The organism is Zoogloea oryzae (assembly GCF_030161255.1).
Classification (GTDB): domain Bacteria; phylum Pseudomonadota; class Gammaproteobacteria; order Burkholderiales; family Rhodocyclaceae; genus Zoogloea; species Zoogloea oryzae.
This window is the reverse complement of record NZ_BSPX01000010.1, coordinates 37718-58422: the sequence shown is the minus strand read 5'-3', so window position 1 is coordinate 58422 and position 20705 is coordinate 37718. Positions and strand designations below refer to the sequence as shown.

General features: G+C 67.0%; 23 protein-coding genes. 13 read left to right on the top strand and 10 right to left on the bottom strand.

Features of this window, described 5'->3' with window-relative positions:
* Nucleotides 1–53: 53 nt before the first annotated feature.
* Both QQK25_RS05475 and QQK25_RS05470 read left to right on the top strand, forming a co-directional pair.
* On the top strand, nucleotides 54–1394 hold the full coding sequence (locus tag QQK25_RS05475) for a (Fe-S)-binding protein (RefSeq protein ID WP_284187025.1): 1341 nt from the start codon (nucleotides 54–56) through the stop codon (nucleotides 1392–1394).
* 84 nt (nucleotides 1395–1478) lie between these two features.
* A complete protein-coding gene (locus tag QQK25_RS05470; protein WP_284187024.1) occupies nucleotides 1479–2051 on the top strand; it encodes a hypothetical protein in 573 nt (190 codons plus the stop codon).
* A 10-nt stretch (nucleotides 2052–2061) separates the two neighbouring features.
* Here the strand turns inward: QQK25_RS05470 and QQK25_RS05465 are convergent, their stop codons facing one another.
* Nucleotides 2062–3477: a TonB-dependent receptor gene (locus QQK25_RS05465; protein WP_284187023.1), complete on the bottom strand. Its 1416-nt coding sequence runs from the start codon at nucleotides 3475–3477 to the stop codon at nucleotides 2062–2064.
* A gap of 318 nt (nucleotides 3478–3795) precedes the next feature.
* Between QQK25_RS05465 and QQK25_RS05460 the strand changes: the two genes are divergently transcribed.
* Nucleotides 3796–4794: a hypothetical protein gene (locus QQK25_RS05460; protein WP_284187022.1), complete on the top strand. Its 999-nt coding sequence runs from the start codon at nucleotides 3796–3798 to the stop codon at nucleotides 4792–4794.
* Between the two features lie 16 nt (nucleotides 4795–4810).
* Complete coding sequence (locus QQK25_RS05455) at nucleotides 4811–5167, top strand: DsrE/DsrF/TusD sulfur relay family protein (RefSeq protein ID WP_284187021.1); 357 nt, start codon at nucleotides 4811–4813, stop codon at nucleotides 5165–5167.
* Between the two features lie 366 nt (nucleotides 5168–5533).
* Here the strand turns inward: QQK25_RS05455 and QQK25_RS05450 are convergent, their stop codons facing one another.
* From QQK25_RS05450 to nifL, 9 genes are all read right to left on the bottom strand, one after another.
* On the bottom strand, nucleotides 5534–5926 hold the full coding sequence (locus tag QQK25_RS05450) for a NifB/NifX family molybdenum-iron cluster-binding protein (RefSeq protein ID WP_284187020.1): 393 nt from the start codon (nucleotides 5924–5926) through the stop codon (nucleotides 5534–5536).
* Nucleotides 5927–5952: 26 nt separating this feature from the next.
* The gene (modD, locus tag QQK25_RS05445) at nucleotides 5953–6804 is read right to left on the bottom strand and encodes a ModD protein (RefSeq protein WP_284187019.1); all 852 of its coding nucleotides are present in this window, start codon (nucleotides 6802–6804) and stop codon (nucleotides 5953–5955) included.
* Between the two features lie 9 nt (nucleotides 6805–6813).
* The gene (locus tag QQK25_RS05440; RefSeq protein WP_153161130.1) at nucleotides 6814–7206 is read right to left on the bottom strand and encodes a hypothetical protein; all 393 of its coding nucleotides are present in this window, start codon (nucleotides 7204–7206) and stop codon (nucleotides 6814–6816) included.
* A gap of 15 nt (nucleotides 7207–7221) precedes the next feature.
* Nucleotides 7222–7527, bottom strand: coding sequence for a hypothetical protein (locus QQK25_RS05435; RefSeq protein ID WP_153161131.1), 306 nt, complete (start codon nucleotides 7525–7527; stop codon nucleotides 7222–7224).
* Complete coding sequence (locus QQK25_RS05430; protein WP_284187018.1) at nucleotides 7524–8054, bottom strand: flavodoxin; 531 nt, start codon at nucleotides 8052–8054, stop codon at nucleotides 7524–7526. The genes QQK25_RS05435 and QQK25_RS05430 overlap by 4 nt, the downstream gene beginning before the upstream one ends.
* An 18-nt stretch (nucleotides 8055–8072) precedes the next feature.
* Complete coding sequence (locus QQK25_RS05425) at nucleotides 8073–8342, bottom strand: nitrogen fixation protein NifZ (RefSeq protein WP_284187017.1); 270 nt, start codon at nucleotides 8340–8342, stop codon at nucleotides 8073–8075.
* A gap of 4 nt (nucleotides 8343–8346) precedes the next feature.
* A complete protein-coding gene (locus tag QQK25_RS05420) occupies nucleotides 8347–8676 on the bottom strand; it encodes a (2Fe-2S) ferredoxin domain-containing protein (protein WP_153161134.1) in 330 nt (109 codons plus the stop codon).
* A 127-nt stretch (nucleotides 8677–8803) separates the two neighbouring features.
* Nucleotides 8804–10408 carry a nif-specific transcriptional activator NifA gene (gene nifA, locus QQK25_RS05415; RefSeq protein WP_284187016.1) on the bottom strand — a complete coding sequence of 535 codons (1605 nt, stop codon included), beginning with the start codon at nucleotides 10406–10408 and terminating at the stop codon, nucleotides 8804–8806.
* Nucleotides 10409–10428: 20 nt separating this feature from the next.
* The gene (nifL, locus tag QQK25_RS05410; protein ID WP_284187015.1) at nucleotides 10429–11958 is read right to left on the bottom strand and encodes a nitrogen fixation negative regulator NifL; all 1530 of its coding nucleotides are present in this window, start codon (nucleotides 11956–11958) and stop codon (nucleotides 10429–10431) included.
* A gap of 300 nt (nucleotides 11959–12258) precedes the next feature.
* Here nifL and rsxA point away from each other — a divergent pair, with 300 nt between their 5' ends.
* The 9 genes from rsxA to nifE all read left to right on the top strand — a co-directional run bounded on the left by rsxA (nucleotide 12259) and on the right by nifE (nucleotide 20696).
* Nucleotides 12259–12837, top strand: a complete 579-nt coding sequence (gene rsxA, locus QQK25_RS05405; protein WP_153161137.1) for an electron transport complex subunit RsxA — start codon at nucleotides 12259–12261, stop codon at nucleotides 12835–12837.
* 14 nt (nucleotides 12838–12851) lie between these two features.
* Nucleotides 12852–13379, top strand: a complete 528-nt coding sequence (locus QQK25_RS05400; protein ID WP_284187014.1) for an RnfABCDGE type electron transport complex subunit B — start codon at nucleotides 12852–12854, stop codon at nucleotides 13377–13379.
* 83 nt (nucleotides 13380–13462) lie between these two features.
* Nucleotides 13463–14989 (top strand): electron transport complex subunit RsxC, encoded by a 1527-nt coding sequence (rsxC, locus tag QQK25_RS05395; protein WP_284187013.1) that lies wholly within the window; start codon nucleotides 13463–13465, stop codon nucleotides 14987–14989.
* On the top strand, nucleotides 14986–16074 hold the full coding sequence (locus tag QQK25_RS05390) for an RnfABCDGE type electron transport complex subunit D (protein WP_284187012.1): 1089 nt from the start codon (nucleotides 14986–14988) through the stop codon (nucleotides 16072–16074). Before rsxC ends, QQK25_RS05390 begins: the two co-directional genes overlap by 4 nt.
* Before the next feature lie 15 nt (nucleotides 16075–16089).
* The gene (rsxG, locus tag QQK25_RS05385) at nucleotides 16090–16698 is read left to right on the top strand and encodes an electron transport complex subunit RsxG (RefSeq protein WP_284187011.1); all 609 of its coding nucleotides are present in this window, start codon (nucleotides 16090–16092) and stop codon (nucleotides 16696–16698) included.
* Between the two features lies 1 nt (nucleotide 16699).
* Nucleotides 16700–17383 (top strand): electron transport complex subunit E, encoded by a 684-nt coding sequence (locus QQK25_RS05380; RefSeq protein WP_284187010.1) that lies wholly within the window; start codon nucleotides 16700–16702, stop codon nucleotides 17381–17383.
* A gap of 12 nt (nucleotides 17384–17395) precedes the next feature.
* A complete protein-coding gene (locus QQK25_RS05375) occupies nucleotides 17396–17665 on the top strand; it encodes an RnfH family protein (RefSeq protein WP_284187009.1) in 270 nt (89 codons plus the stop codon).
* Nucleotides 17666–17741: 76 nt separating this feature from the next.
* Nucleotides 17742–19100 (top strand): citrate transporter, encoded by a 1359-nt coding sequence (locus tag QQK25_RS05370; RefSeq protein WP_284187008.1) that lies wholly within the window; start codon nucleotides 17742–17744, stop codon nucleotides 19098–19100.
* A gap of 195 nt (nucleotides 19101–19295) precedes the next feature.
* Entirely contained in the window at nucleotides 19296–20696 is a 1401-nt protein-coding gene (nifE, locus tag QQK25_RS05365) for a nitrogenase iron-molybdenum cofactor biosynthesis protein NifE (protein WP_284187007.1), read from the top strand.
* Nucleotides 20697–20705 lie beyond the last annotated feature (9 nt).

Sequence of the window (20705 nt, the reverse complement as noted above, 5' to 3'; positions counted from 1 at the left end):
CGCCTGATTTGAGGCGCTTTAAGATTGGCACCGGTCTTGCGTGGCTGGTGGCCATGAAAACCTATCTCGACTGGTCGGCCTACGACACCTACGGCGTGGGCGACGCCTACGCGGGCATTCCCGCCACCGGGGGCAACTACGCCAAGGCGGTGGCCGTGTGCATGAACAACCACCAGTGCCAGCGCGACGGCAAGGGGGTGATGTGCCCGAGCTACCGGATCACCCACGACCCGATGCATTCCACCGGCGCCCGGGTGAAGGCCTTCAAGGCGGCGCTGAACGGCGAGCTTGGCGACGAACCCTTCGCCCACCCCGATCTCGCCGCGGCGATGGACTTGTGTGTGTCGTGCAAGGGCTGCAAGAAGGAATGCCCCAGCGCGGTGGACATGACCCTCATCAAGACCGAATACCTTGCCCAGCGGAATGCGAGGCTCGGCCCATCGCGGCGGGTGCGGCTGTTTGCCGGGCTGCCCCGCTGGCTGCACGCGCGGCGTTCGCTCCTCAAGCGCCTGGTGCGCCTGCGCAACGCCTCGCCGTGGCTGGCGGGCGTGGCCGAGCGTTGGCTGGGCATCTCGGCCCGGCGGCCGATCCCCGAGATCGTCGCCGACGGCTTTACCACGCCGGCGCTTGACGCCACCGGCACGCGGGGCAAGGTGATGCTCTTCGTGGATACCTTCACCCACTACTACACGCCCGAGGTGGCCGAGGCGGCGCTGAAGGTGCTGCGCGCCGGCGGCTACAGCGTCGAGGTGCTGCAGCCGGTGGCCAGCGACGCCGAGCCGACGCGGCCCCTGTGCTGCGGACGCACCTATCTCTCCCAGGGCCTGGTGGATGAGGCGAAGATCGAGGCCCAGCGGGTGATGGCCGCGCTCGCCCCGGCGCTGGCCGAGGGCACGCCCGTCGTCGGGCTGGAACCGTCGTGCCTGCTGGCGCTGCGGGACGAGTTCTACAGCCTGTCCCTGGGCCCGGCGGTTGGGCAGCTCTCCAAGCAGGCCTTCCTGTTCGAGGAGTTCCTGATGCGCGAGGGCAACAAGGGGCTGAAGCTCGATCTCAAGCCCATCCCCGGCGGCCGGGCGGTGGTGCATGGCCACTGCCACCAGAAGGCCTTTGGCGCGATGAAGTCGGTGAAGAAGGTGCTCGGGTGGATTCCCGGCTTCGAGTTCGACATCGTGGATGCCAGCTGCTGCGGCATGTCCGGCAGCTTCGGGCTGGAAGCCGAGCACTACGAAGCCTCCCAGGCGATGGGCGAGCTGGCGCTATTGCCGGCCGTGCGCGCTGCCGCCGACGATGCCCCGATCATCGCCGACGGCTTCTCGTGCCGGCATCAGATCAAGGACGGCGCCGGCCGCGAGGCGATGCACGTGGCCGTGCTGCTGGCCAAGGCGCTGGGCTGACACCGGCGATTGATCCAGATCGAATAGGCGATTCACCCCCGGCCGTAGAATGACCTTGCCATTGTGTTGATGAGGGGCAAAGTCATGGATGCCATCGATCTGCAATCGGTACTGCACGTGCTCATGTGGTGCGCGGTCTTCGGCTACGTCGCCTGGCGGAAACATCGCCAAAAAGCCAACCTCGCGATGTATCGGGGGCTGCGAGAAATCTTTTACTCGGCGGCGCCTGAAGTCTTGCTGGGCGACAGGCCTGGTAAGCCGGGCGAAGTGATCGGCGTGGCCATGGACTGGCCCATCAAGGACACGCAGGCGACGGTGATTGCCTTCATCGACGGAACCGGGAGCCTCTACATGAAGCGGCAGGGTTCCGCCATCTGCGGCGGATACGGTGCGCCGGAGTTGGCTCGGGCCTTTGTCGCCGAGGCGGCCAGTTGGGTTGCCCGCGCCGAAAAGGTGGATGCCCATCCCGAGCCCGATCCTGCCACAGTGTATTTCTACATCCGCACCACCGATGCCTTGTATCGCGTCAGCGACTCGGTGAGCGCCCTGCTTGTCGGCAAGGGCGCCGCCGAGCCGTTGTTTGTTGCCGGAAACGACTTGATGACGGCGCTCTTCAAAATGGCCGATACGGCTGAGAAGGTGCCGGAGCGGGCCTGAGCGCCCGCGCCTACTCCGTATCGAAGCCCAGCAGGCGGTTGCTGACGATGCGCTCGGCGACGCCCGGCGGCACGTCGTCCATCCATGCCCCGCGGCCGCGGCGCAGGCCGGTGAGTACCTCGGCCACGTCGATGTGCAGGTGGCTGTCGTCGTGGGGTTCGACGGCCAGGAGCTTCTGGTTTTCCTTGAGGAAGGTGAGCAGGTGGCGCAGGTTGGCCGGCACGTCCACGTTGTCGAGGGTCACCAGCGTCGTCTCGCCGCCCCGCTGCATGCGGGTGGGGTAAACATAAACGTGGGTGTTGTCCGGGAAGAGCTTGCCGAAGGCTTCCAGGATGCCGCCCTCCAGACCTTCGTAATACTTCTCGTCGAACAGGTAGTTGAAGTCGCGCACCGACAGCACGATGCCGATGGGCTTCTGGGTGTAGCGGCGCAGGTAGGCGCGCAGGCGGAAGTAGCGCACGTAGTCCGAGATCATCACCGTGTAGCCCAACGAGGCCAGCAGGTCGATGCGGGCGAGGAAATCCGCGCCATCCACGTTGTCGCCGCTGATCAGCGAGTTCATGGTGATCTCGGCCAGAGACAGGATCTCGCCCTCATCCACCGCCGCCAGCTGGCTGAACTGCTTGAGGCCGGCGCACATCATGTCCTGGTTCACCAGCGTCACCGGCTTGAAGCTTCCGCGCATCACCATCACCGGCTTGCGGTAGAACAGCTCGCCCGGCACCACCACGTCGCCGGTGGGGGCGAACACCACCGCGCGGGTCAGCCAGCTGCGGATGAGGTGCAGGTTCATCAGGCGGTTTTCCACTTCCTCGAAGTAGGGGCCGGAGAAGTGGATCAGGTCCACCTCGATGCGCTCCGAGCCGAGACCATCGGCCAGGCCCTCGACCACCCAGGCCGGGTGGTGGAAGTGGTGGAAGGCGCCGTGGATCAGATTGACCCCGAGGATGCCCAGCGCTTCGGACTGCTGGGCGTTGTCGTTGTCGAGCATGCGCACGTGGAGGATCACGTCGGAGGGCTCGGCGCCCGGGTGCAGCTGCAGGCGGATGCCCACCCAGCCGTGGCATTCGTTCTTCTGCTTGAAGCTGCGCGCGGTGACGGTGGCCGCGTAGGCGAAGAAGGTGGTGTTCTTGGGCCGCACATGGGCCAGCCGCTGCACCACCAGCGAGAACTCCTTGTCCAGCATCTGCAGCAGGCGGGAGCGGCTCACGTAGCGGTCGGCATGGCCGTAGATGTCGTCGCTCACCGCCATGTCGTAGGCCGACATGGTCTTGGCGATGGTGCCTGCCGCCGCGCCCACCGAGAAGAAACGCCGCGCCACCTCCTGCCCGGCGCCGATCTCGACGATGGAGCCGTACTTGTACTTGTCGAGATTGATCGCCAGCGCTTTCTGGTCGGTGCTGAGCGTGGTGTCGCGCTTGTGCATGGTCTTCCTCCCTTTTGTTGTGTGCTTGAACGAAGCCCGGCTCCGCTTCCGGGCAATGCAACCGGCCAGCCGGGCCGTGTTGCCGATGGGCATATCTTCCACTGCTTCCGGCGGCGCGTCGACGCCTTCGCAGGGTGCCGCCCAGCGGCCAGAATGCGGTGCGCTTATATGCGTCGTTATCGGAGTTGGCGGGATGTGCTGTGCGGGCGAGACTGGGGTAGGGGGGGCAGAATCAGACGTTATTGATTTGACGCGGGGTTACTGGTAGACACGAACCTCTCGGTTACGACGCCTTTCTACCAGTTGTGAGGTTAACTCATGGATATGACGACCATTGTCAGCTCAGCGGGGCAGGCTGTCTCCGCTTTGGACGGTGCGCTTGAGGATAAACCGACGGGGCTAAGTCGCTTGTTGTTGGCCTATGGTCCGCCGTCCCTACGTCAGTTCTTGACGAAAGGGCGTCTACGCCTCATTCATTTGCGACATCGAGAAGCAGTTCTTGAAGAAACTTTCAAGGTACTCATTGAGGAGCACAGGCGTATTTCAATCAACGTCGAAAATGGAGGGGCTGATCCCCTGGACAGGGTTCGCCTTGGTCAGCTGGAGAAGGATTACAGGCTTCTGAGCACGTTCAAGCTGGCGCTCCCTAACTTGCCCGAATCTGAAGAGTCAGTCGAGACGGTTCCATCAGAGAGCGACGCGCTGTGGTGGGATATGTTCGAAGACCTAGCCTCTAGACGAAATGAGGTCTGGCGCAGAGAGTTGTTTGCGCGCAGTGTCGTCCTGAATGACGGTAGCCCTGGTGAGATCGGCTTTAAGGCCTTGTGGGAAATCGCGATGATGGAGGCTGATGATTTTTCGGCGCTCTCTGTTTTCTGCGACTCAAGCCTGTATATCGATGGAAAGCCTGTGATCCTGATGGAGGTGGATGAGCAGTACCGCTACGAGCTGGATCTGGACGATTTCTACAAAGGCAATCTGGCGCTGTGTGTTAGCCGACTGATCGATAAGAACCTTATTCAGAAGGTTGCTACACAGTTCATGACTACGGAGCCTGTCGAGCTTAAGTATCAGTCTGGAAAGACCTACTTGGTCCACCGGATTGAAGGTGTTGGCCCGGATGCAGAGACAGCGGTGCGGGTGGATGGCTATGCACCAACCGACCACTGTCTGGATATCTGCAAGCTCTACGAGGCCAAGTTGAACATTGCGTCGGTGCGCAGTCTTGAACTGCTGCAAGCTCAACTGGAGGACGAGTCCATTCAGTCGGTAGAAGGCTCGCACAAGAGTAGTTTTGAGTTCGTATCGCAGATCTGATCGACTGGAAACAACCATGCAGAACATCCTCATCATCGTCCACGCCCCACCCTACGGCAGCGAGCGTTGCCTGTCGGCCCTGCGTCTTGCCACCGCCCTGGCCGGGCGGGATGGTGACAGGCCCGAGCTGCGCGTCTTTCTCATGTCCGACGCCATCCACGCGGCCCTGCCCAATCAGCAGGACGGGGCTGGCAGCGGGCTGCAGGGGATGATCGAGCAGCTGGTGGAGCTGGGTGTGCCGGTGAAGCTGTGCCGCACCTGTGCGCTGGCCCGGGGGCTGGTGGAACTGCCGCTGATCGCCGGCTGCACCATCGGCACCCTGCCGGAGCTGGCCGAATGGACGCTGGCGGCGGACAAGGTCATCACCTTCTAGCCATTTGCAGCGTTTTGGACCAAAAAGCAGCGTTTCTTCACAAGAATATCGATTCTTGCGGCGGGAAACGTCGTTTCAGCCCGAGAAAGAAGGATTCAGCGCCTGAAACGATCTTTTCGGCGCGTGCAACGAAGTTTCAGGGCGTGAGGGTTCAGTTTCAGCCGCTGAAACGATGATTCAGGGCCTGAAACCTTGATGCGGGGGTGGGCAAGTGTGTTTCAGCGTGCGAAACGATGCTCGCCAAGCTGCAAGGGCGTTTCGGTGCCGAACGGCCTGATACCGCGTGTGCCTGTGCCCGGCCGGGACGGATTCACCACTTCGCCCTGCCAGCAGGTAGTGCTGCGCATCGGTGATGGCCGGTACGTCTCAATGCCGCGAGAACAGATCCCGCAGCTTGCACAGGGTGGTGGTGATGTCGAAGCGCTGGTCGGGCAGGGGCTGGCCGGAGACGATGCGGGTGATGACCTCGGCGGGGTCGGTCTCGCCGGTGAGCATCACGTCGGTGCCGCGGGTGCGCATGTGGCGCACGAAGCCGTCGCCGGCGCTGGCGGCGACCACCAGATCCACCCCGTCGAGGGGGTGGGGGGCGTTGTCCTTGAACACGTGCAGCACCTGCTCGGCGGCCAGGTCGATCTGGCGGGGCGCGGGCAGCAGCTGGCCGGGGGCGTAGCGGGCGAGGTCGTAGAGCAGCCAGTGGCGGGCCTGGCCGGCGTGGCCGCCGACGGTGGCGAAATCCCGGGTGGCGATGGCGATCTTCATGGTCGGGGGCGGGGCAGTGGGTGGGTTCAGGGGGCGGGCCGCAGGGTGACGGCCACGTCGCGGGGCGGGGCGAAGTAGGGGCTGCTGGTGACGAGCACCCCGGCGCCGGCCCGGGCGAAATCTTCGGCGTTGCCGGCATTCACCCCACCGGCGGCGGCGATCAGCGGCGGGCGAGGCATGCGCGCGGCGATGGCGGCGATACGGGCCACCGCGGCGACGGGGAGTTTCTCGAGCTGCAGCACATCCGCGCCGGCGTCGAGCCACAGGGCGGCTTCGGCTTCGTCGCCCACTTCCACCACGATGCGCCGCTCGGGCCACGCATTGCGCAGGCGGGCGAGGCTGGCGGCGGGGGATTCATCAAGAAAGGCCCGGTGCTCGGCAAACACCAGCAGGGTTTCGGAGAGGCTCAGGCGGTGGGGCGTGGCGCCGCCGCACAGGATGGCCTTGATGGCGGCGGCCTTGGTGCCGGGAAAGTTCTTGCGGGTGCACGCCACCGACGTTACCGGGTTGCCCCGCCGGGCGGCGGCCACGATGGCGGCGGTGGCGCTGGCGATGCCCGAGAGGTACTCCATCAGGGTCTGGCTGGTCTTCCACACGGCGTGGAGATCGGCCGCCCGGCCTTCGAGGCGCAGGATGAGCTGGCCGGCGTCGAGCACGCTGCCGCCGGCGGCCACCGGGCCGGCGATGATGAGATCGCGCAGCTGGCCCATGCGGGCGGCTTCCTCGCTGCCGCACAGGGTCATCGGGCCCCGGGCACGGTATTCGAGCACACCGGGCGCATCGCCGATGCCCAGCGCAAAGGTGGTGGCGTCGCCCTCGGGGGTGTCTTCGCCGAGGATGGCTTCGAGGGCCGGGTCGGGCAGCCGGTAGGGCGACATGAGCGGGCGCTACACCGGGCAGGTGGGCGAGAAGCTGTAGAAGCCGCGGCTCACGGTGCCGTCGCTGCCGCACACGGTGCGCCGCCAGGTGAGCCAGCGGTCATCCCGCAGGCGCCAGGCGCGCAGGGTCTCGCCCCGGGTGACGACGGTGTAGAAATCCTCGTCGTTGTCGGAGCGGGTTTCGGTGAGCACGTAGCTGTGGTGGTAGAAGCAGCGCAGGTCGTAGGCGTCGTAGCCGAAGGTGCGGCTGGCGGCCAGTTCGTATTCCCGGTGCACCGTGAAGCTGATCGGGGCCACCACCATGTCGCGCCAGGCGGGGGGCAGGTCGTCGAGCCAGCGGGCGTCGTCGCGCTTCTCGCTGCGGGCGGCGGCCAGGTTGAGGCGGGGCGGCGGGAAGAACATGGCGAGGCGGCCTCCTCAGGCGTCGAAGTGCATCCTGAGCCCGTCGAGCACGCGGGCCAGGGGCTGGTTTTCGATGCTGCTGGGCATGTCGGGCAGCGGGTTGGGGTATTCGTAATACACGCCGTAGGTGCCAGGGCGCTGCCCGTGCAGGAAGACGTGGGCGCGCAGGCGGTCGAGCTCGGCGTGGCGCAGGGTGACGATGGCGGGGTCGGTGCCGCTGTCGGGTTCGATGTCGCAGGCTTCACCCAGGGCCGGGTCGAAGGAGACGAGCAGGCGGCGCAGGGCGCGGTCCTTGGGCAGGGCCCAGGCGTTGGTGTTCATGGCAGCAGCTCCGGTCGGATCTGGGCGAGCCAGGTGTCGATGCGCGCTTCGGTGAGCACCGGCTGATTCACCTGGTCGAGGGCGAGGCCCAGAAAGTATTCGCCCTCCAGCGCCCGGGAGGCGTTGAAGTCGTAGCCGGCGGCGGGCCACTGGCCGACGAGCCGGGCGCCCCGGTCGCTGAGGGCTTCGTGGAGGATGCCGATGGCGTCCACAAACACGGCCGGGTATTTCTTCTGGTCGCCCAGGCCGTACAGCGCGATCACCTTGCCGGAGAGGTCGACCCCGGCCAGCTGGGGCATGAACTCCTCCCAGCTCGGCTTGAGGCCCACCGAATCGCCCGGCAGCTCGCCGTCGCCGTAGGTGGGGCAGCCGAGGATCAGGGCGTCGTGGGCGAGGAACTCATCCAGCGTGGTGCGGCCGATGTTGACCGGTGCCGCCGCCACGTCGCCGAGCTTCTTCGCGATCTGCTTGGCGATGAGGCGGGTGCGGCCGGTGTCGGTGCCGAAGAAGATGCCGATGGACGTCATGGCGCGGGGGCTCGAAGGTCAGTGGCTCGGGGGCGGGTCTTGGGTGAGCTCGTCGGGCAGGCAGCCGACCGGGTCGCCGAGGCTGCCGTCGGCGCCGGTCTCGAAGCGCACGAGGTAGATCTCGCGGCTCGGGTCGACTTCCGAATGACCGAAGTGCACCACCACGCCCCGGGCGCCGGCGGGGGCGATCAGGCCTTCCTCGTCGTCGATGCCGGGCATGCCGCCATCGTTGAGGATGTCCTCGGCCGCAAAGACCATGTCGCCGATGTCGTACTGGGTTGCGCTCATGGCATCAGCTCCAGATGTCGGCCGGGGCCAGCAGGCGCTCGACCGGGGCGTCGAGGAGCAGGTGTTCCTCGATGATGGCGGAGACGTCGGTGGGCTTGATGCCGGTGTACATCACGCCTTCGGGATAGACGATGGCGGTGGGGCCAGCCTGGCAGGGGCCGAGGCAGCCGGTGTTGGTGAGCTGGAAGCCCGAGGCCCACAGGTTGCGGGTGGTGAATTCGTCCGAGAAGGCCTGCCAGACCTGGCCGCAGCCCTTGTCCTGGCAGGAACCGCGCGGGTGGCCCTGGGGGCGGCCCTGGACGCAGACGAGGATGTGTTTTTTGGGTTTGGGCATTTTTGTGGCTCCTGAAAGTGCAAGTGCTGGGGTCAGGAGCCTCTCGTGCAAGTTGAGTGCCAGATTTTTTGTCTGGCAAATCAGCGGCTTGCCGGCCGTGCGCGATGTCGCAAAGCCGACAAGCGGGTCAGAATTGCTTCACTTCGATGTTGAGGGTCTGGATGCGGTAGGCGATCTGGCGGGGCGTCATGCCCAGCAGGCGCGCGGCCTTGGCCTGCACCCAGCCGGCTTGTTCAAGCGCGGCCACGACCCGCTCCTTCTCGGAGATGCCCGGGTCGTTCAGATCCACGTCGGCCGGCGGCCGGGCAGGCGCCGGGCTGCCCAGGCCCATGTCGCGGGGCGGGCGGGCCGGCTGGCGTTCGCGGGTGCTCGGGAAGCGGATCAGATCCACGTCGATGACGCCATCTTCCGACAGCACGGCGGCCCGCTCCAGACAGTTCTCCAGCTCGCGCACGTTGCCCGGCCACTCGTGGCTGGCGAGGCGGCGCTGGGCCATGTCGGTGAGGGTGAGCTTGCGCTTCTGCTCGCCGCCGATCTTGGTGAGCAGGTGGCGGGCGATCTCGGGGATGTCCTCGATGCGCTCCCTCAGCGGCGGCAGGAACAGGGGCATCACGTTGAGGCGGTAGAACAAGTCCTCACGGAAGTCGCCGAAATCCACCGCGGCTTCCAGATCCCGGTGGGTGGCGGCGACGATGCGCACGTCCACCTTCACGGTGCGGCTGCCGCCCACGCGCTCGAACTCGCCTTCCTGCAGCACCCGCAGCAGCTTGGCCTGGAAGGAAGGCGAGATTTCGCCGATCTCGTCGAGGAACAGGGTGCCGCCGTTGGCCTGCTCGAAGCGCCCCTTGCGGGCCTCGACGGCGCCGGTGAAGGCGCCCCGCTCGTGGCCGAAGAGCTCGGATTCGAGCAGGTTCTCGGGCAGCGCTGCACAGTTGAGCTTGACCATCGCGTTGCGGGCGCGGGGCGAGTTGTAGTGGATGGCGTTGGCGATGAGCTCCTTGCCGGTGCCGGTCTCGCCGCGGATCAGCACGGTGGTGTTCCACTTGGCCACCAGGCGCGCCTGGTCGAACACCCGGCGCATCACCGCAGAGCGGCCAACCATGCTGTCGAAGCCGAACTGGTGGCGCACCGTGCGGCGCAGCAGGTCGCGCTCTTCGACGAGGCTGGATTTCTCCTGCTCCACTTCCAGCGACAGGCGCAGGGCCTGGCCGATGAGGTTGGCGACCATCTCGACGAACTGGCCGCGCTCCTGGATCAGGCCGTCTTCCGGCGCCTCGGGCTGCACCGCCAGGATGCCCTGGAGGTTGCCGCCGACCTTGATCGGCACCGCGATGAAGGGCAGCTCCTGCTGGTAGATGCCCTGGCGGTTGAGGAAGCGCGGTTCGTCGGCGACCCGGGTCAGCATCACCGAGCGGGGCTTCTCGAGCATCAGGCCGAGGATGCCCTCGCCGGGCTGGTACTGCACGCCGGTGGGGCCCGTGGGGTGATGGAGGGTGTGGGTGATGAGGTTGCCGCTCTGGGCGTCGACGACGCCGATCATGCCGGCGGTGAGGCCGGCTTCGTCCTGCAGTACCCGCAGCACGTCGCGCAGGGTCTCCTCGAACACCAGCGAACGGCTGAGAACCCGGCTGACCGCGTAGAGGGCGGCGAGCAGCTGGATGTTCAGCTCGTGGGTGCGGCAGTAGCCGCCGGGGGGCGGACAGTCCGCGGAGTGGATCACGTGTTCGTGCATTCTGCTCTCGTCGTTGTGTCTCAGATCGGGTCGCCGTCCAGGCGGAACTCGACGACCACGTGGCAGCCGCCGCCGGGGCTCTCGTCCAGGTCGATGATGCCGCCGTGGTCCGAGACGATCTGCTGGGCCCGCGACAGGCCGGTGCCCAGGTGGCGGCTCGCCCCTGTCTTGGCCGAGAAGAAGGGCTCGAAGGCCCGGTGGCGCAGCTCGGCCGGGATGCCGGGGCCACTGTCGGTGACGGTGACGACCATGCAGTTGCGTACCACCGAGGTGGCGAGGGTCAGCTCGCGGCGTTTCCAGCCTTTGGTGTCCATGGCTTCGATGGCGTTATCCACCAGCGCCTTGAAGAGCATCCGCAGCTGCAGCGGGCGGCCCAGCAGGGGCGGCAGGGTGGCGGCCGGGTGCCAGTCCACCACCACGCCGGCGCGCAGCAGGCGGGGCGTGCACACTTCCAGCACGTCGCGCAGCAGCTCGTTGAGATTGACGCTGAAGACCATCTCCGGCGCGCTGGGCGGGATCACCAAGCGCAGGGATTCCATGTGCTCGCGGCCGGCGGAGAGGGCGTGCTTGAGCAGGTCGGCGCTGGACGGATCGCGCCGCTGCAGGATCGAGACCGCCGAGGCCATCACGTTCATGGGTTCTTCGAGCCGGAAGATCGCCGCGGAGAGGCCCTCGCGCAGGGCGGCGGTGCGCTCTTCCTCGGCCATGGCGGCCTGCAGGGCGGCGGTGCGGGCGCGCTCCTGCTCGGCGCGCAGGCTGGTGACGTCGGAGATCACCAGCAGCAGCCCGGGCTGGTCGGACGAGGCGAAGTAGTTGTCGGCGCTGTCGCTGTGGATCTGGATCATCGAGGTGGTCACCGACAGCCAGCGGGGCCGGCCGTTGCGGTGGTCCACCCGGGCTTCGCGGTTTTCGAAGACGCAGGTGACGATGTCGTCGGAGAGCTGCGTGCGCCAGGTGCCCAGCACGCTGTCGAGCAGGGTGTGGGCCGGTTCGGCCACCCGCAGGTCGGTGACGAGCTTCTTGTAGGCCTGGTTGTCCAGCAGCACCCGGCCCTTCTGGTCGAGGAGGGCGATGGCGATCGGGGCGGCGTCCACCACCGATTCGATCAGCGCCTTCTGGTTGCGCACCATCTGCTCGAGCCGGTGGAACTCGGTGATGTCCCGGTGCATGCCCAGGTAGTGGGTGGTCTTGCCGGCGGCGTCCACCACCGGCGAGATCGTCAGCTCGGCCAGGTACAGCTGGCCACTCTTCTTGCGGTTGAGGAGCTTGCCCGACCAGGGTCGCTGCTCCATCAGCGCGGTCCACATGGACTGGTAGATCTCCCGCGGGGTGGTGCGGTTAGAGAGCATCGACTCGTTGTTGCCCACCACCTCGCCGGGGGTGTAGCCGGTGACCCGGGTGAAGCTCTCGTTGGCGAAGAGGATGTTCGCCGCGAGGTCGGTGATCGAGATGGCCAGATCGGCCTGGTCCACGGCCTGGAGATAGACCTCCGGCGGAAGCTTCGGGCTGGGTTGCGCGTGTTGAGCCGCGAGGCATTTGGCTGACGGCATGAATTTGGCTCCTCGGGTGTGCGTTTCTCGGATCGGACGCTTCTTTGGTTTGCCGGAGCATCTTCCGTGCCGTGGTGCACAAAAATGCCCGTTTCCCGCGGCTGGCGCGGCAGACGGCGGGTTTTCGGGGCAAATGCGACATAAACGCCTGTCGGCTTTGTGACATTCCGCCCCCCGAAATCCGCCCCTCTTTGGTGCGTGCCCCACAATTCCGCACGCCGCCGGGCATTTGCGGCACTGCAGCGAGGTTGGCATGGCTTATGCGTTGGGCTGGCTAAACCCGAACAGAGGCGCCATCCCATGAAGGACTTCCTGCTACTGCTGCTGTCGACCGCGTTGGTGAACAACGTGGTGCTGATCAAGTTTCTTGGCCTGTGCCCGGTGATGGGCGTTTCCAAGAGCGTGGACAGCGCCCTCGGCATGGGCCTGGCGACCACCTTCGTCATCACCCTGGCGGCCGGCGCGTCGTGGATGCTCGACAACTGGTTGCTCCAGCCCCTGGGCCTGGGCTATCTGCGCATCCTCACCTTCATCCTGGTGATCGCCGCGGTGGTGCAGTTCACCGAGATGTTCATCAAGAAATCGAGCCCCGGGCTGTACCAGTCGCTGGGCATCTACCTGCCGCTCATCACCACCAACTGTGCGGTGCTGGGCGTGGCGCTGCTCAACGTGCAGCAGGGCTTCAGCCTGTTCAAGAGCCTGGTGTATGGCTTCGGTTCGGCCCTGGGTTTCACCATCGTGCTGCTGATCTTTGCCGGGCTGCGCGAGCGCGTGGCCCTTGCCCGGGTGCCGGCGGCCTTTGCCGGCGCGCCGATCGCCTTCGTCACCATCAGCCTCTTGGCCCTGGCCTTCATGGGCTTCTCGGGCATGAACGTGTAAGGGAGCGCCGCAAAATGTTGATCGCCATCTTCAGTCTCACCGTGCTGGGTGCCGTGCTCGGCATCGTGCTGGGTTTCGCCAACAAGGTCTTGCGGGTCGAGGGCAACCCCGTCGTGGACGAGCTGATCGCCATGATGCCGGGCTCCAACTGCGGGCAGTGCGGATTTCCGGGCTGCTCCGGCGCCGCCACCGCCATCGTCGATGGCACGGCGCCGCCCACCTGCTGTCCGCCCGGTGGCAAGAGCCTCGCTGCGGCGATCGCCGCCAAGCTGGGCCTCACCGTCGATCTGTCGGGGCTGTCGGACGATGGCCCGAAGATCGCGATGGTGGCCGAGGAGTTGTGCATCGGCTGCTGCCGCTGCAGCAAGGTATGTCCGACCGATGCCATCGTCGGCGCGGCCAAGCAGATCCACAACGTGCTGCGGGAGGCCTGTACCGGTTGCAGCAGTTGCGTCGAGAAATGCCCCACCGAGGCGCTGGCGATGAAGCCGGTGCCGGTCACCGTCCAGCACTGGGTGATGCCCAAGCCGCTGGCAGCATGAGGAAAGCGATGACGATCCGCGAACGCAATCTGCCGGCTGCCGTGGTCACGGCGCAACGGGTAACGGGAGCCTAAGGAGCCACCATGGACTTCAGCAGTCTGATCAAGAAACTCACGGGCAAGCACTGGGGCGTGCATCCGGCCGACCACAAACGGCCGGCCGCCGACCAGCCCGTCCATGCGGTGCCGCTGCCGCAGCGCCTGCATCTGATGCTGTCCCAGCACGTGGGTGCCGCTGCGCGCCCGGTGGTGCTGGTGGGCCAGAAGGTGAAGAAGGGCGAACTGATCGCGGCGGCCCAGGGCAACATCTCGGCTCCGCTGCATGCGCCCACCTCGGGTGTCATCAGCGCCATCGGCGAGATCACCGCGCCCCACGCCTCGGGCCTGCCGGCGATGGCGATCACCCTCACGGTTGACGGCGACGACCGCTGGATCGAACCCGACAACCTGCCCGCCGACCCCTACGCCCTGGCCGCGGCCGACGTGGCCGCGCGGGTGGCCGCCGCCGGCGTGGTGGGGATGGGCGGGGCGACCTTCCCGTCTTCGGTCAAGCTCAACCTGGGGCGCCGCTCCGACATCGACACCCTCATCATCAACGGCAGCGAGTGCGAGCCCTATCTCTCGTGCGACGACCGGCTGATGCGCGACAAGGCCGCCGAGATCGTGTCGGGCATCCGCCTGATGCTGATCGCCACCGGCGCCGGCTGCGCGAAGGTGGGCATCGAGGACAACAAGCCCGAGGCCATCGCGGCGATGCTCGAGGCCGCCAGGGGTTTCGACAACATCACCATCGTGCCGGTGCCGGCGCGCTACCCGATGGGGTCCGACCGCCAGCTGATCGTCGAGCTGACCGGCCGCGAGGTGCCGTCGGACGCCCGCGCCGCCGACGTGGGGGTGATCGTCCATAACGTGGGCACTGCCCGGGCCGTGCATGACGCGGTGGTGCTGGGTCGGCCGTTGGTGAGTCGCCTCGTGACGGTCAACGGCGCCGCCGCGGCCATGCCCGGAAACTACGAAGTGCCGCTGGGCATGCTGGTGAGCGACCTGATCGCCTTCACGGGCGGGGCCAGGGGCGAGGTGGCCCGGCTGGTGATGGGCGGCCCGATGATGGGCACCCTGCTGCCCCATGCCCGGGTGCCGGTGGTCAAGGGCACCAGCGGCATCCTGCTGCTCGACGCGAAGGAGGCCGAGGCGCTGGAGCCCGAAGCCTGCATCCGCTGCAGCAGCTGCGTGAAGGCGTGCCCGATGGGGCTGCTGCCCCTCGAGATGAGCGCCCGCATCCGCAACGACGACCTGGATGGCGCGATGGACCTGGGCCTCGCCGACTGCATCGCCTGCGGCTGCTGCGCCTACGTGTGCCCGTCGCACATCCCCCTGGTGCAGTACTTCTACCACGCCAAGGGCGATCTCTCGGCCCGGGAGCGCGCCAAGCTGCGCACCGAATCCACCAAGAAGCTCGGCATTGCCCGGCAGGAGCGGCTCGAGCGTGAAGCGCGCGAGAAGGCCGAAGCCGCCGCCAAACGCAAGGCCGAGCGGGCCGCCCAGCAGGCTGCAGCCGCCGCAGCCGCGGCGCCAGCCAGCACCGAACCGCAGAAGGGAGAAATCGCGTGAATCTCGCCACCCTCCAGGGCGAAGCGATCGCCTCGCCCCACGCCCACGGCGGCAACACCGTCGGGCGCACCATGGTCCGGGTCCAGCTCGCGCTGGTGCCGGCCACCCTCTACGGCTTCTGGCTGTTCGGCTGGCCGTCGTTCTTCCTGTGGCTGCTGACGGTGGTGTCGTGCCTCGTCTTCGAGGCCATGGCCCTGCGCATGACCGGCTCCACCCGTGTGCGCAAGACGCTGTTCGACGGTTCGGCGCTGCTCACCGGCTGGCTGCTGGCGATGACCCTGCCGCCGTGGGCGCCCTGGTGGGTGGCGGTGGTGGGCGGCTTCATCGCCATCGTGATCGGCAAGCAGGTGTTCGGCGGGGTGGGGCAGAACGTCTTCAACCCGGCGATGGTCGCCCGGGTGGCGCTGCTGGTGTCGTTTCCGGTGCCGCTCACCCAGTGGGTGCTGCCCATGAGCCTGGCCAGCGTGCCGACGCCGGATTTCCTGCAGGGGCTGCACATCTTCGTGACCAGCGCGCCGCCGCTCGACGGCATCGCCAGCGCCTCGCTGCTGGGCCACACCAAGACCGAGATGTCCCGGGGCATCGACCTGCTGCAGTCCCTCGCCGCCGCCAACGCGCCGGCCCTGTCATGGTTCGGTACCCGGGCGGGCAGCCTGGGCGAGTCGGCCTCGCTGCTGATCCTGGCAGGCGGGCTCTACCTGCTGGCCACCGGCGTCATCACCTGGCACACGCCGGTGGCGGTGCTGGCGGGGCTGGCGATTCCGGCGGCCATCGGCCACGCGGTGGACCCGGCCCATTATCTCGGTGTTGCCGAGCACCTGCTCTCCGGTGCGGCGATGCTCGGCGCCTTCTTCATCGCCACCGACTACGTGACATCCCCCAACACCGGCCCGGGGCAGATCGTCTTCGGGCTGTGCGTCGGTCTCATCACCTGGATCATCCGCACCTGGGGGGGCTACCCCGAGGGCATGGCCTTTGCCGTGCTGATGATGAACGCCCTCACGCCGGTCATCGACCGCCTGGTCAAGCCGCGCATCCTCGGCCGCGACCGCAAGGGCAAGCCGCTGGAAATTCCGGCCAAGTAAGGGAGCGCCTGACCCATGAAACTGGACGAAATCCGCGAGCACATCGGCTACCAGCCGGTGCTGCTCGGCATCGTGGCCCTGGTGGCGAGCGCTGCGCTGGCGATGGCTGCCGGCTCTACCGGCGAGGCCATTGCCGCCGCCGAGGCCAAGGATCTGCGGGATTCCCTCGCCGAGGTGCTGCCGGCAGGGCTGGCCGACAACGATTTCCTGAAGGACACGCTGGCCATCGACAAGGCCGGCAAACCGGTGACGATCTACCGCGCCCGCCGCGCCGGGGCCGTGAAGGCTGCGGTCTTTCAGGTGGCCGAGCGCGGCTACGCTGGCGAGATCAGCATCCTGATGGCCGTCGATGCCGAAGGCCACACCCTGGGCGTACGGGTGCTAAAGCACACCGAGACCCCGGGCCTGGGCGACAAGATCGAGGTGAAGAAAGACCCCTGGGTGAAGGCCTTCGACGGCAAGTCCCTGGGCGATCCGGCCCCCGAACGGTGGGGGGTGAAGAAAGACGGCGGCGTGTTCGACCAGTTTGCCGGCGCCACCATCACCCCCCGGGCGGTGGTCAAGGCGGTGAAGGGCGGGCTGGATTTTTTTGCCGAGCACCGCACGGAAATCACAGGAGGCTGACATGAGCAACGACTACCGCAGCATCATCAAGGAAGGCCTGTGGGACCAGAACGTGGTGTTCTCCCAGCTGCTGGCCATGTGTCCGACCATGGCGGTCACCACCAGCGGCACCAACGGCCTCGGCATGGGGCTGGCGACCACCGCGGTGCTGGTGGTCTCCAACGTGCTGGTGTCGATGATCCGCCACACCGTCAGCTCCCAGGTGCGCATTCCGGTGTTCGTGGTGCTCATCGCCACCCTGGTGACGGTGGTGGACATGGCCATGAACGCGTGGCTGCACGATCTGTACAAGGTGCTCGGGTTGTTCATCGCGCTGATCGTGGTCAACTGCGCCATCCTCGGCCGCGCCGAGGCCTTCGCGGTGAAGAACGGGGTCGCCGCCTCGGCGGTGGATGGGCTGGCGATGGGGCTGGGCTTCACCGGCGCGCTCACGGTGGTGGGGTTGCTGCGGGAGTTCCTCGGCGCCGGCACGCTGTTCGCGCAGGCTTCCAACCTGCTCGGGCCTTCGTTTGCCTTTCTTGAAATGAAACTGCCCGGCTATGGCGGCGCACTGCTGATGATCCTGCCGCCTGGGGGCTTCGCCCTGCTGGGCTTCCTGCTCGCCGGCAAACGGGCGATGGAGCGGCGCGCCGAAGCCCGGGCGTCGGCGCGGGACAGCGGGCTGGCCACGCCGTCGGCGGCTTGAGGAGACCACAAAATGCAGATTGGCGTTGCTTACTCCGAACCCGGAAACCAGATCTGGGTGACCATCGAGGTGCCCGAGACGGCCACGGTGACGGATGCCATCAAGCGCTCGGGCATCCTTGACCAGTTCCCCCATATCGACCTCACGAAGCAGAAGGTCGGTGTCTTCGGGCGGCTGGTGAAGCTCGATGCAGCCCTGCGCCCGGGTGACCGGGTGGAGATCTACCGCGGCATCATCGCCGACCCTGAAACCGTGCCCCGGCGCGATCTCGCCGACGACTGACCTGCCTCGACCGGCCGGCCCGCCCGGCCGGTTTCATGTCGGCTCCCCGATTTTTCATTTGCCTTCGAGAACGCCCATGTCCGCTCATCCTTCGCACCCACCCCGTCCGGGCCGGGCGCTGCTGGCCCTTGGCCTGCTGCTCCCCGTGTCGGCCTTCGCGGCCGGCAGCCTGCCGTCCGTCGGCGGCATTCCCCTGGATTTCATCCTCTTCGCGCTCACCCTGCTGGGTGTGGCGCTGTTCCATAACGCCACCCTCTACGTGGCTCTTGTCGGCCTCGTCACCATCAGCGCCTACAAGGTGCTCATCACCGGCTTCAAGACCGGCGCCGGCGTGGCCGGCCTCGTCGGCCATCTGGGGCACGAATGGGTGACCATCGCCAACCTGTTCTGCCTGCTCACCGGCTTTGCGCTGCTCGCCCGGCATTTCGAGAAGAGCCACGTGCCGGTGATCCTGCCGCGCTTCCTGCCGGACGACTGGAAGGGCGGCTTCCTGCTGCTGGTGATGGTCTTCGTGATCTCCAGCTTCCTCGACAACATCGCCGCGGCGCTGATTGGCGGCGCGATGGCCCATCAGCTCTTCAAGGCCAAGGTGCACGTGGGCTACCTGGCGGCCATCGTCGCGGCGTCCAACGCGGGTGGCTCGGGCAGTGTGGTGGGCGACACCACCACCACCATGATGTGGATCGACGGGGTGAGCCCGCTGATCGTGGTCGATGCCTACGTGGCGGCGGGGGTGGCGCTGGTGATCATCGGCTACTTCGGTGCCCGTCAGCAGCACGCCTACTCGCCCATCCTGCGCCACGCCCACCAGCACACCCATGTGGACTGGGGGCGGATCTTCGTGGTGTTGGTGATGCTGGTGTTCGCGGTGGTCACCAACATCACCATCAACGTGAAGTTTCCCGAGATGGCCGACGCCTTCCCCTTCATCGGTGTGGCCGTGTGGGCGGCGATCCTGCTGACCATCCCGGTGCGCCGCCATGACTGGGAGGTGCTGCCGGACACCATCAAGGGCTCGGTCTTCCTGCTGTCGCTGGTGCTGTGCGCCTCGATGATGCCGGTGGAGGAGCTGCCCGCCGCATCGTGGCAGTCGGCGCTGGCGCTGGGCTTCGTGTCGGCGGTGTTCGACAACATCCCGCTCACCGCGCTGGCCCTGCGCCAGGGCGGCTACGACTGGGGCTTCCTGGCCTACGCGGTGGGCTTTGGCGGCTCGATGCTGTGGTTCGGCTCGTCGGCCGGCGTGGCCCTGTCGAGCATGTTCCCCGAGGCCCGCTCGGCGGCCCAGTGGCTGCGCCATGGCTGGCACGTGCCGGTGGCCTACGTGACCGGCTTCTTCATCATGCTCACGGTGATGGGCTGGCATCCGGATGCCGACCACAACGCCCCGGCGCCGGTCGCGCTGGAGGCGCCTGCAGCCACCCCCGTCGGCCACTGAGTTCCTCCGCGCTTCTGCCCGAAGGCCGCCCTCTGGCGGCCTTTGTCTTTGGTGGGGCGCTGTTGGGTTTGTACCGGCAGCGGGGCTTTGTCGGCTTTGCGACATGCGTGGGATGGCCTTCAGGCCTTTAAAAACAGAGGTTTGGAGCTGGCACTCAAATTGCAGGAGGGTAGTGGAACCCTTGGAGAGGCCAGCATGAAAGCCAGCGAAATCCAGGCCCTGCTCGACGAGCCGGCCTGCAGCCACAACAAGAAGGAAAAGTCCGGGTGCGCCAAGCCCAAGCCCGGCGCCACCGCCGGCGGGTGTTCCTTCGATGGCGCACAGATCGCGCTGCTGCCGATCGCCGACGTGGCCCACATCGTCCACGGCCCCATCGCCTGCGCGGGCTCGTCGTGGGACAACCGGGGCACCCGCTCGTCTGGCCCCACCCTGTACCGCATCGGGATGACCACCGATCTCTCCGAGACCGACGTGGTGATGGGCCGCGGCGAGAAGCGCCTGTTCCACGCCATCAAGCAGGCCATCGACAGCTACTCGCCGGCCGCGGTGTTCATCTACAACACCTGCGTCACCGCGCTGATCGGTGACGACGTGGAGGCTGTCTGCCGCGCCGCCACCGAGCGCTGGGGCACCCCGGTGGTGCCGGTGGATGCGGCCGGCTTCTACGGCACCAAGAACCTCGGCAACCGGCTGGCCGGCGAGGCGATGTTCAAGCACGTGATCGGCACCCGCGAGCCCGAACCCGCCGCGCCCCGCGCCGACGGCCTCCCGACCTACGACGTGAACCTGATTGGCGAATACAACATCGCCGGCGAGTTCTGGCACGTGCTGCCGCTGTTCGACGAGCTGGGCCTGCGCATCCTGTGCACCCTGTCCGGCGACGCGCGCTTCCACGAGGTGCAGACCATGCACCGGGCCAGGGTGAACATGGTGGTGTGCGCCAAGGCGCTGCTCAACGTGGCCCGCAAGATGGAAGACAACTTCGGCATCCCGTTCTTCGAGGGCAGCTTCTACGGCGTGCAGGACATGAACAACGCCCTGCGCGACTTCGCCCGCATCATCGGCGACGCCGACCTGATCGCCCGCACCGAGGCGGTCATCGCCCGGGAGGAGGCCAAGTCCCGCGCGGCCCTCGACCCCTGGCGCGAGCGCCTCACCGGCAAGCGCGTGCTGCTCTACACCGGCGGCGTGAAGTCCTGGTCCATCGTCTCGGCCCTGCAGGACCTGGGCATGAAGGTGGTCGCCACCGGCACCAAGAAGTCGACGGAAGAAGACAAGGCGCGCATCCGCGAGCTGATGGGCGACGACACCAAGATGATCGACGACGGTAGCCCCAAGGCGCTGCTGTCCACCTATCACGAGTACAAGGCCGACATCCTCATCGCCGGCGGCCGCAACCTCTACACGGCCCTGAAGGCGCGGATCCCCTTCCTCGACATCAACCAGGAGCGGGAATTCGGCTACGCCGGTTACGCCGGCATGGAAGAGCTGGCCCGCCAGCTGGCCCTGTCGATGGGCAGCCCGGTGTGGGCGTCGGTGCGTAAGCCGGCGCCGTGGGCCGCCAAGCAAGGGCCGGGCACCGTGCTCGCCGCCTGAGGAGATCAA